Source organism: Streptomyces sp. NPDC059009, assembly GCF_042740175.1.
In the GTDB taxonomy this organism is placed as follows: Bacteria; Actinomycetota; Actinomycetes; order Streptomycetales; family Streptomycetaceae; genus Streptomyces.
In genome coordinates this window covers 1-9188 of record NZ_JBHYJB010000093.1, presented here as the reverse complement: position 1 = coordinate 9188, position 9188 = coordinate 1, and the positions used below count along the sequence as shown (strand labels likewise).

The following is a 9188-nucleotide window of genomic DNA, read 5'->3' as shown; positions in this document are numbered from 1 at the left end:
CCACGGCGCCCGTACCGACCTCGTCGGCCACGACGGCAAAACCCCCCACGACATCGCCGCCACCACCTTCGGCACCCACCACCCCCTCACCCAGCGACTGGCCCCTCGCGCCTGACGCCACGTGTCGGCACGGGCCGCACCACACCGGGAGTCACGGCGATGACTCCGCGCACTCACCCAGCCATGATCACAGGAGTATGGCGTGACACTTGACCAAGCCGAACGCACCGCCGTTGCGGCCACCGGAGACACAGAGATGTCCGAGCGCCGCAGGCGCTGGGCGCTGGTCCTGCTCGCCGCCGCGCTGGCGCTGGACGTCAGCGGGGTGGCGGTCATCAACTCCGCGCTGCCGTCGATCGGTGACGAGTTCAACGTCTCCGAATCCAGCCTGCAGTGGACCATGACCGCGTACGCCACGGCCTTCGCCGGATGTCTCCTCCTGGGCGGCCGCTGCGCCGACGTCCTCGGGCGCAGGAAGATCTTCGCGATGGGTATCGCGCTGTTCGCCCTTGCCTCCCTCGGCGCCGCGCTCGCCCCGAACCTGGCCGTGCTGATCGTCGCCCGCGCCGTGCAGGGAGTGGGCGCCGCTCTCTCCGGACCGGCGTCCCTGGCGCTGCTCAGCCAGATCTTCCCCGAGGGGCCGGCCCGCAACAAGGCTGTCGCCGTGTACTCCGCGACCGGCGCCGCCAGCTTCAGCGGCGGCCTCGTCATCGGCGGCGTCCTCACCGACTTCATCGGCTGGCGCTCCGTCTTCGCGCTCAGCGTCGTCATCGGCGCCGTCGTCCTCTGCGCCGTCCGCGCCCTGCTGCCCGCCGGCCAGCGCCTGCGCCAGCCCCTCGACCTTCCCGGAGCGGTTCTCGTCACCGCCGGACTCGGCCTGATCGTGTACGGCGTCACCCGGGGCAGCGACATCGGCTGGACCGCCACCGAAACCGTGCTGGCCCTCGCCCTCGCCGTCGTCTGCCTCATCGCCTTCGTCGTACGCGAGAAGCGGCACAGCGACCCGCTGCTGCCCCTCAACATCTTCGGCAGCTCCCCGGTCCGCGCCGCGACCCTGACCGCCGCCGTCTACTACACCGGCGTCCTCGGGCTGCTCTTCTTCGCCCCCCTCTACATGCAGGGCACGCTCGGCTACTCGCCCCTCGAGTCGTCCGTGGCCGTCGTCCCCATGGGCGTCATCGTCGCCATCAGCGCCCAGATCACCGGCCGCTTCATGACGCCCGCCCGGTACAAGGCCCTGATGGTCGCGAGCCTCCTGCTCATCGGTGTCGGCGACGCCCTGTGGGCGCGCACCGACGCGGGCAGCTCCTACTGGACGGACATGCTGCCGGGCCTGATCCTCATGAGCATCGGCCAGGGCGTCGGCATCGGAGCCATGACCACGGCCACCCTGTCGGGCCTGCCCCAGCACCAGCACGGCGTCGCCGGCGCCGTCCAGGTCACCGCACAGCAGCTCGGCAGCAGCATCGGCGTAGCCGTCCTGGTGGCGGTGGCCGCGGGCGCGAGCTCCCAGCTCGCGGGCGCCCACGCCGCGTACCTGACCATCGGCGCCCTCTGCGTCGTGGCCGCGCTCGCGGTGGTCCTGATGCGCTTCCCCCGCGAGAACACCTCGGCCGCCGCGGACACCGCAGCCGAACCCGTCACCACCTGAGCCACCCGTCCACCGCGCAGCACGCCAGGAAGGGCGCCGGCTGACCGGCGCCCTTCCGCACGGCGCACGGCGCGCGGCCCTGTCCAGCGCGCCACCCGTCGAAGGGGAGCCTCCGTGCCGATCAGGAATGTGCTCATCACCGGAGGATCCGCCGGTATCGGCCGAGCCTGCGTCGAACGCTTCGCCCGCGAGGAGGACTGGGCCGTCTGGTTCACCTACCGCCAAGGCCGCACCCGCGCCGAGGAGTTGATCGCCGAACTCGCCCGCGACGGGCGTGCGAAGGTTGCGGCCTTCCCCTTCGACCAGGGTGACTGGGACGACCACCAGCGCCTGCTCCGCGAACTGCCGGGCCCCGTCGACGTATTGATCAACAACGCGGCGGTCGGCTCCAAGACCATCGAGCACAGCGTCCAGGGGCCCGAGCACACCAAGGCTCCGGCGTTCTTCCAGATCAACGCGGTCGGGCCGCTGTGGCTGACCCAACAGGTGCTGCCGGGGATGCTGGAACGCGGCGGCGGAAAGATCATCAACGTCTCCAGCGTCGGCGGCGGGGTCTTCCAGTTCCCCGGATTCCACCCCGCCGACGGCATGAGCAAGGCCGCACTGACCTACCTCACCCGGCACCTCGCCGCCGACCTGGTCCACACTCCCGTACAGGTCTTCGCGCTGTGCCCAGGAGCCGTCGCGACCGACATGTTCGAGTCGAGCACCCTCGCCCCACTGGACGCGGCACGACGCGAGGACCTCACCGCGAGGCTGCCCCAGGGCCGCATGATCCGCCCCGAGGAGATAGCCGACCTGGCCTGGTGGCTGGCCGGCGACCACTCCGCGGCACTGCACGGGGCGGTCATCGACGCCTCGATGGGCCTCGGCGTCCACCCGGCACTCCTCACCGCGGACTCCGTGCCGGGACCGGTGCCGGGGCCGGCACCGGACGACCGGACAGAGACGGCCGCCGTCACGGAGGGCGCCTGATGGTCTCCCGCCAGTCCACCCGGCTCACCTCCGCGACGCCCGCCATCGCCGACGCCCACTTCCGCGCCGAGGCACAGCCGTACGACCGCCAACGGCGCCCGGACGGCTACCTCAACCTCGGCACCGCCGAGAACCGGCTGCTGTGGGACACCCTCCACGACCGCGTCGCCCGGCTGACCCCCATGACGGAGCAGACCACCCGCTACGCCCCCCTGCACGGCACCCCCGAACTGCGGGAGTGGATCGCCGCGTTGCTCTCCACCAGCTGCCAGACCCTTTTGCACCCGGACGAGCTGGTGGTCATCAGCGGGGCGACCGGAGCCCTGGACGCCATCGCCACCGCACTGTGCGACCCGGGCGAGGCCATCGTCGTACCCGCCCCCTACTACGGCGCCTTCGACACCGACCTGGCGGGCCGCTCGGGCGCCCGCATCATCCCGGCCCCGCTCCGAGCGGACAACGGCTTCCGCCTGGACGCGGCAGCAGTCGACCGGGCACTCACCGAAGCCCGCGCACAGGGCGAAGCGGTCCGAGCGGTCGCCCTGTCCTCACCCTCCAACCCCGTCGGCGAAGTACACACCCCCGAGACCCTCACCGCCCTGCTGCGCGTGGTCCGCGCCCACGACGTGGATCTGATCACGGACGAGATCTACGCCCACGCCACCTTCGGCGACCGGCCGTTCACCAGTCTCGTGGACCCCGCCGTCAACCCCGACTGGGCCGACCGCACTCACCTCGTATGGGGCTTCGCCAAGGACTTCGGGCTGCCCGGCCTCAAAGCAGGGGTCCTGCACACCCGCCACCCCGACGTCCTGACCGCGGCCCGCGCTCTCGCCTACTTCGCGCCCGTCTCCACCGCCACCCAGGACCTGCTCGCCCAACTCCTGGCCGACCCCGCCTGGGTGACCGCCTTCCTCGCCGAGGGACGCCGCCGGCTCGCCGCGTCCTACGCGCACGCCACCGCACTGCTCGACACCCACGCCATCCCCTACGCCCCCGCGGAGGGCGGATTCTCCGTCTGGCTCGACCTGAGCCGCTGGACCGGCCCGGCCTGGCAGGGCGAAGAGCGGCTGTGGCGCGGGCTCTTCGAATCGGCGCGGGTCAGCATCCTGCCCGGATCGGCCTTCCACAGCCCTCACCCCGGCTGGTTCCGGATGTGCCACACCATGGACGCAGAACTGGTGACCGAAGCCGTCCGGCGCACCGCCGCCCACCTCGCCCACGCCCCTGCGGACGAGAGCGGGGCACCCGTATGACCGCGGCCCCCGGCCCCCTGGACCGCTGGTACGAGCAAGCAGGCGTACGCGGCGGAGTGCGCCGCATCTTCCACGCCGAGGCCGAACAAGGCCACGTCTTCTTCCCCGAGGCCCTGGTCCCGCACCTCAGCCACCCCGAGGTACGCGCCCTGCCCGCACCCCGCATACGCGAATTGACGATCCGTCACCTTTATCAATTCCTGTACTCCACCACCCACTTGGAGACCCGGGTGGTCAACGGCGCGGCCGAACCCGTCGCCAACGGCCGCACCGGCCTGGACTTCCCGGCGGAGCTGCGCGAAGACGCCTTCAAGGTCTACTGCGACGAGGGCTATCACGCCCTGTACAGCCTCGACCTCGCCCACCAGACGGCCGCCGTCACCCGCATCCCCGTACCCGCCGTCGACTACGGCGGATTCGTCACCGCGCTGCAGTCGGCAGGCCGTCAACTCCTGCCCGACGAACCGATGCTGGCCGGGCAGCTGCAGGCCGTGGTCTTCGAGACACTCATCACCGCCGTACTCAACGAGGTCCCGCAGGACCCCACCGTGATCAGCACGGTGCGCGAGCTCATGCGCGACCACGCCAAGGACGAAGGCCGCCACCACCGCTTCTTCTCCGCCTTCTTCCTCCAGCTCTGGGCCCGCCTCGACCGACCGCAGCGCATCGCCGCCGCCCGCGCCCTGCCCGCCATGATCCGCGCCGCCCTCGACTGGGACCTGACCCCGGTGGGCGTCTCCCTGCGCCTGGCGGGACTGAGCGACGAGCAGACCCGGACGGTCCTGGAGGACTGCTACGGCGAGAGCGCCGGCGCCAGGCGCATCCAGACCGTCTCCCGCGCCACCGTGCGACTCTTCGCCCAGGCCGACATCTTCGAACTGCCCGGCGCAGCCGATGCGTTCGCAGCCCACGGACTCCACGAACCGGAGCAAGCCGATGCATGAAGCGACCTACGGCACCTATCTGAATCTGCCCCAGCTCCTCAGCCTCCAGGTCCCGTCGGCGGCCCATGTCCACGACGAGCGCCTGTTCATCACGGTCCACCAGGTCCAGGAACTCTGGTTCGCGCAACTCCTCGCCGAACTGACCGACGCCCGCGACGCCATGCAGGACGGCGACCCCAGGCAGGCCAGAGCCCGACTGGCCCGGTCCCTGACCATCGTCCGCTCCCTCATCACCGGACTCACCCCGCTGCGCACCATGCCACCGGCCGCCTTCCACGCCTTCCGTGGCGAACTCGGCACCGCGAGCGGCGCGCAGTCCGCACAGTTCCACGAGATCGAGGCGGTGTACGGCGCCCAGTGGTGCCAGGACAGACCGATCCCCTCCGGCCTGAGCGACGAGGAGCAGGAGCGGCTACGACGCCGACGCTCCGACCCCACGCTGTGGGACGCCTTCCTCGCGCTGCTGCGAAAGTCCGGCTTCGAGGTGGAGACGGCAGCAGGACGGCAGACCACCTGCATCCGCCTCACCGAGAACCTCGCCCCCCACACCCCGGAACCCACACCGGACCTGCCCGGCCCGGACGACCTCACGGAGCTTGCCGACCTCGCCGACCTCCTCATCGAGCACGACGAAATCTGGTCGGAGTGGCGGACCGGACACACGCTCCTGGTGGAGCGCCAGATCGGAGCCCGCCAAGGCACCGGCGGCAGCACCGGAATCCCGTACCTGCGCGCGGGAATCCACCGCCGCTTCTTCCCCGAACTCTGGGAGGCCCGCGGCCTGCTGACCGTAGGGCGCAAGGAAGCCGACGTATCCGCGAGGAGCACGTTGTGGCCGAGACACGCGTGACAACAGCGGCGGAGGGCCACCCGCAGACCGCGGAGGACCACTACCTGTCGCCGCTGTGGGCGGGGGCCGCGCTCGCGGCGGCCGGCACGGCCGGGGTCGTCCTGGGCCCCCTCGGATTTCCCCCGGCGCGCCGCGACCACCCCAACAACTCCTGACCTGGATCTTCTCCTCACTGGTCCTGCTGATGAACGCGGCCATCGTCCACAGCAACCGCACGGCCGAGGAGTCCGTCGAAGCCGCCTTCCGCCGCAAGAACGACCCCGAACTCGCCCGCCTCCAGGTCGCCCCTTTCCTCAAGGCCGCCGAGAACGCCTTCCCCCGCTGGGTCCGCACCCAGACCCGCATCCGCAACACCGTCGTCTTCGCCGGCTCGGCCCTCGCCATCGCTGCGGTCACCCTCGCCTGACCAACGCCCCAGGTGACAGGTGCGGCGACAGCACGGTGACGGCGCGATGTCAGGACGGCGGGCGATTGTCATTGCACCAACCCGGTCCGAACACTCCGAAGGAACACACCATGTCGATCACCTCCATCTCCGCCTCCGCCACTTCCGCCGCCCTCACCGCTCTGACCGCCGAGGACAAGAACACCCTGCGGACCGCCGCATACGGCGCCGTCTCCCTGCTGGCCGCCGCCGACGCCGCAGGCTCGCCGCACAAGATCGCCACGCACGGCTCCATCGCCCTCAACTCCGCGACGGGACCGGTCGGTTACGTGCTGGCGGAGAAGTCGAAGATCAAGGGCCTGTACGGCAAGTCGGTGGCCGAACTCGCCGATCACGTCCTGCCCGCGCTGACGGCAGCGATGACTCTGCTGAAGAAGCAGGACCAGGCGGAGGCCGCCAACTTCCGCGGCATCATCACCATCGCGATGGAGTCGGCCACCCAGGCCCGCAAGGGTGCCCCCAGCCCCGCCATGACCGAGATGACCCGCAAGATCACCGGAGCACTCGACGCCGCCTGACGAGACATCAAGTCGCTCAACCGGTGACCGCGCCCGGCCCTCAGGGGCCGGGCGCACCCATGCCGCGACCTGCCGGGACACGGGGCCGCCGATGCGGACCCAGTGGACATGGTCGCCGGACCACCGGCACGGATCGTCCCCGCACCACCCGACGTCGCTTTCACCACAGGTCTCCCATCCCGGACGGCCCACTGCCGTCCGCCGGAGAACCACGCTCACCGCACCCCGGAATGTCCGCCGCGCACAGTGCCAAAACCCCAGCTCACCAGCCGGACAACGGCAGTTGTCCGCGGACAGCGCCGCCTCGTCCTCGGCGACAGGACCCCCCGCCCCAGGCACCGTCACGAAATGATTCGAGAAACTCAAACACTGGTCGACCGGTATGTGTTGACGTACCGGTCGACCAGTTTCTATGCTGGCGTGGCGATGAAGGGCTGTGGCCCGGCCCGTAAGTACCGCACGGTGAACGGGAGTTGGTGAGGGGAAGCCATGCGTGAGGTCGAAACCCGGAGTGGGGTGCGTCTTGTGGTGGTCGGAGCGATCGGGGAAGGCGCGTCCTCGGCGGCGGCGTTCCTGGTGTCCATGCGGCTGAACTGCCGGGGCGTGCGGACCGTCAACCTCGGCACCGGCATCACGCTCGCCGAAGCGGCCGCGGCCCTCAGCCGGCACCGCGGGGCCGAGGCCCTGCTGCTGGTCTCCGAATCGGGTGTGCACGTCACCCGCCAGCTGTCGGGGCTCGCCGAGCTGCGCACCGCGGGGGACGTGGCGGGACCGGTCTTCGTGGGCGGAGCGGGCAGCGGCTCGTGGCGGGCGCTGCGTCCGCTGGCCGCCCAGCTGCGCGGGCTCGGGGTGACCGAGGTCCTGTCCGACCTCGCGGACGCCGCCGCTCTGCTGCCGGACCGGCACTCCGGGACGGTGCCCGCGGTGGCCGCCCCGGCGCAGCCGGAGCCCGTCGCTGTCCAAGTCGCCTGATGCCGCAGAGCTGTTGGGCGCGCGCAACCACTCGACCGGTACTGAGCACCATGAATTCGCGAGGTTGGCCAAGATGACGAAGCAGCAGCGTTCGGAGCGCACGGTGGAGCGGCTGGTGTCAGCGGCGGCCCTGGAGTTCGCCGAGCACGGCTTCGCCAGGGCCACCCTGGCCGACGTCAGCCGCAGCGCGGGCGTGACCAAGGGCGCGCTGTTCTTCCACTTCGCCACGAAGGACGGGCTGGCCGAGGCGGTGCAGCTGCGCAGCCAGGACCTCCTCGAGACGGCCGTGGAGGAGCGGGGCGAGGCGGAGTCCTCGTGCCTGCAGGCGCTCATCGACATCACGCATCTGCTCAACGTGCTGCTGCGCGACGACCCGTGCGTCCGGGCCAGCGTGCGCATCACCCGGGAGCGGATGAGCGGAACGTCGACACCGCTCGACTTCTATCCCCTCTGGCTCGGACGGCTCGGGCAGCTGCTCGACCGCGCCAGGAAGAACGGGGAGCTGAGCGGGTCCGTCGCCGACGTATCGGCACAGACCCTGATCACGGCGGCGGTCTCCGGTGTGGAGACGCTCGCCTGGATGGGGGTCGGCCGGGCCGAGGCCGAGAAATGGCTCAGCCATCTTTGGGAACTCGTGCTTCCGCTGTTGATCTCGGAGAATGCGGACCTGAAGATCAGGACCGGTGCACCCGCGGGTGTCTCGATTTCGAACCATGAATACGAATAGGCCAATGCTAGATTCCAGCCGCAGCCACATGTTGGGAAGGGGAACCGAGGCATGGGCGTGCTGAGCGGAAAGACAGCGCTGGTCACCGGCGCAAGCAGGGGAATCGGGCGAGGGATAGCTCAGCGACTGGCGAGCGAGGGGGCTCTTGTCGCGGTGCACTTCGGCCATGACGGGGAAGCCGCGCGGGACACGGTCGAAATGATCAAGAGGGAGAAGGGAGAGGCGTTCCTCGTCCGGGCGGAGTTCGGGGTGCCGGGCGACGTAGAGACGCTGTACTCCAAGTTCGATGAGGGACTTGCGCAGATGGGAGCCTCGCCGGAATTCGACATCCTGGTGAATAATGCGGCGATAAGCGGTTCGGCGCGGATCGATCAAGTGACGCCGGAACTCTTCGACCGCCTCTTTTCGGTCAACGCGCGAGCCCTGCTGTTCACCGTGCAGCAGGGGCTCAAGCGGATGCGTGACGGCGGGCGCATCATCAACATCTCATCGGCGGTGACGCGGATCTCCTATCCGGAGTCCGTCGTGTACTCCATGACGAAGGGCGCGCTCAACATCTTCACCCTGGCCATGGCCAAGCAGCTCGGTGACCGCGGGATCACCGTGAACGCGGTGGCGCCGGGGTTCGTGGAGACCGACATGAACGCGGGCAAGCGGGCCACGCCGGAGGCGGCCGCGGAGCTCGCGTCGTGGTCGGTCTTCGACCGGATCGGGCAACCGGGCGACATCGCCGAGCTCGTGGCCTTCCTGGCCTCCGACGCCTCGCGCTGGGTGACCGGGCAGTGCATCGATGCCTCCGGCGGCTCGAAGCTCTGACACCGTCGACGGCGGTGCGGCCGCAGCGCGGGCC

Annotated in this window: 11 protein-coding genes; all 11 read left to right on the top strand. The window is 70.5% G+C overall.

All coding sequences use genetic code 11. From position 1 onward, the window contains the following. Positions 1-202: 202 nt before the first annotated feature. The 11 genes from ACFWYM_RS44765 to ACFWYM_RS44715 all read left to right on the top strand — a co-directional run bounded on the left by ACFWYM_RS44765 (position 203) and on the right by ACFWYM_RS44715 (position 9154). Complete coding sequence (locus tag ACFWYM_RS44765) at positions 203-1651, top strand: MFS transporter (RefSeq protein WP_384851331.1); 1449 nt, start codon at positions 203-205, stop codon at positions 1649-1651. A gap of 114 nt (positions 1652-1765) precedes the next feature. Further along, positions 1766-2626: an SDR family NAD(P)-dependent oxidoreductase gene (locus ACFWYM_RS44760; protein WP_384851330.1), complete on the top strand. Its 861-nt coding sequence runs from the start codon at positions 1766-1768 to the stop codon at positions 2624-2626. Beyond that, positions 2626-3882, top strand: coding sequence for an aminotransferase class I/II-fold pyridoxal phosphate-dependent enzyme (locus ACFWYM_RS44755; RefSeq protein ID WP_384851329.1), 1257 nt, complete (start codon positions 2626-2628; stop codon positions 3880-3882). Before ACFWYM_RS44760 ends, ACFWYM_RS44755 begins: the two co-directional genes overlap by 1 nt. Continuing rightward, positions 3879-4826, top strand: a complete 948-nt coding sequence (locus tag ACFWYM_RS44750) for a diiron oxygenase (RefSeq protein WP_384851328.1) — start codon at positions 3879-3881, stop codon at positions 4824-4826. The genes ACFWYM_RS44755 and ACFWYM_RS44750 overlap by 4 nt, the downstream gene beginning before the upstream one ends. Next, positions 4819-5676: a tryptophan 2,3-dioxygenase family protein gene (locus tag ACFWYM_RS44745; RefSeq protein ID WP_384851327.1), complete on the top strand. Its 858-nt coding sequence runs from the start codon at positions 4819-4821 to the stop codon at positions 5674-5676. Before ACFWYM_RS44750 ends, ACFWYM_RS44745 begins: the two co-directional genes overlap by 8 nt. Then, positions 5658-5831: a hypothetical protein gene (locus ACFWYM_RS44740; protein ID WP_384851326.1), complete on the top strand. Its 174-nt coding sequence runs from the start codon at positions 5658-5660 to the stop codon at positions 5829-5831. The genes ACFWYM_RS44745 and ACFWYM_RS44740 overlap by 19 nt, the downstream gene beginning before the upstream one ends. 29 nt (positions 5832-5860) lie before the next feature. Further along, a complete protein-coding gene (locus ACFWYM_RS44735) occupies positions 5861-6082 on the top strand; it encodes a hypothetical protein (RefSeq protein WP_384851325.1) in 222 nt (73 codons plus the stop codon). Between the two features lie 110 nt (positions 6083-6192). Further along, positions 6193-6639 carry a hypothetical protein gene (locus ACFWYM_RS44730; RefSeq protein WP_384851324.1) on the top strand — a complete coding sequence of 149 codons (447 nt, stop codon included), beginning with the start codon at positions 6193-6195 and terminating at the stop codon, positions 6637-6639. A gap of 489 nt (positions 6640-7128) precedes the next feature. Then, on the top strand, positions 7129-7611 hold the full coding sequence (locus ACFWYM_RS44725; RefSeq protein WP_384851323.1) for a hypothetical protein: 483 nt from the start codon (positions 7129-7131) through the stop codon (positions 7609-7611). Between the two features lie 73 nt (positions 7612-7684). After that, entirely contained in the window at positions 7685-8338 is a 654-nt protein-coding gene (locus ACFWYM_RS44720; RefSeq protein ID WP_384851322.1) for a ScbR family autoregulator-binding transcription factor, read from the top strand. A gap of 51 nt (positions 8339-8389) precedes the next feature. Next, a complete protein-coding gene (locus tag ACFWYM_RS44715) occupies positions 8390-9154 on the top strand; it encodes an SDR family oxidoreductase (protein WP_384851321.1) in 765 nt (254 codons plus the stop codon). Positions 9155-9188 lie beyond the last annotated feature (34 nt).

Excerpts from the sequence above, each read along its gene's own strand:
- ACFWYM_RS44720 (WP_384851322.1), top strand. The coding sequence starts at position 7,685 with ATGACGAAGCAGCAGCGTTCGGAGCGCACGGTGGAGCGGCTGGTGTCA.
- ACFWYM_RS44715 (WP_384851321.1), top strand. The coding sequence starts at position 8,390 with ATGGGCGTGCTGAGCGGAAAGACAGCGCTGGTCACCGGCGCAAGCAGG.
- ACFWYM_RS44730 (WP_384851324.1), top strand. The coding sequence starts at position 6,193 with ATGTCGATCACCTCCATCTCCGCCTCCGCCACTTCCGCCGCCCTCACC.
- ACFWYM_RS44755 (WP_384851329.1), top strand. The coding sequence starts at position 2,626 with ATGGTCTCCCGCCAGTCCACCCGGCTCACCTCCGCGACGCCCGCCATC.
- ACFWYM_RS44750 (WP_384851328.1), top strand. The coding sequence starts at position 3,879 with ATGACCGCGGCCCCCGGCCCCCTGGACCGCTGGTACGAGCAAGCAGGC.
- ACFWYM_RS44735 (WP_384851325.1), top strand. The coding sequence starts at position 5,861 with ATGAACGCGGCCATCGTCCACAGCAACCGCACGGCCGAGGAGTCCGTC.
- ACFWYM_RS44725 (WP_384851323.1), top strand. The coding sequence starts at position 7,129 with ATGCGTGAGGTCGAAACCCGGAGTGGGGTGCGTCTTGTGGTGGTCGGA.
- ACFWYM_RS44745 (WP_384851327.1), top strand. The coding sequence starts at position 4,819 with ATGCATGAAGCGACCTACGGCACCTATCTGAATCTGCCCCAGCTCCTC.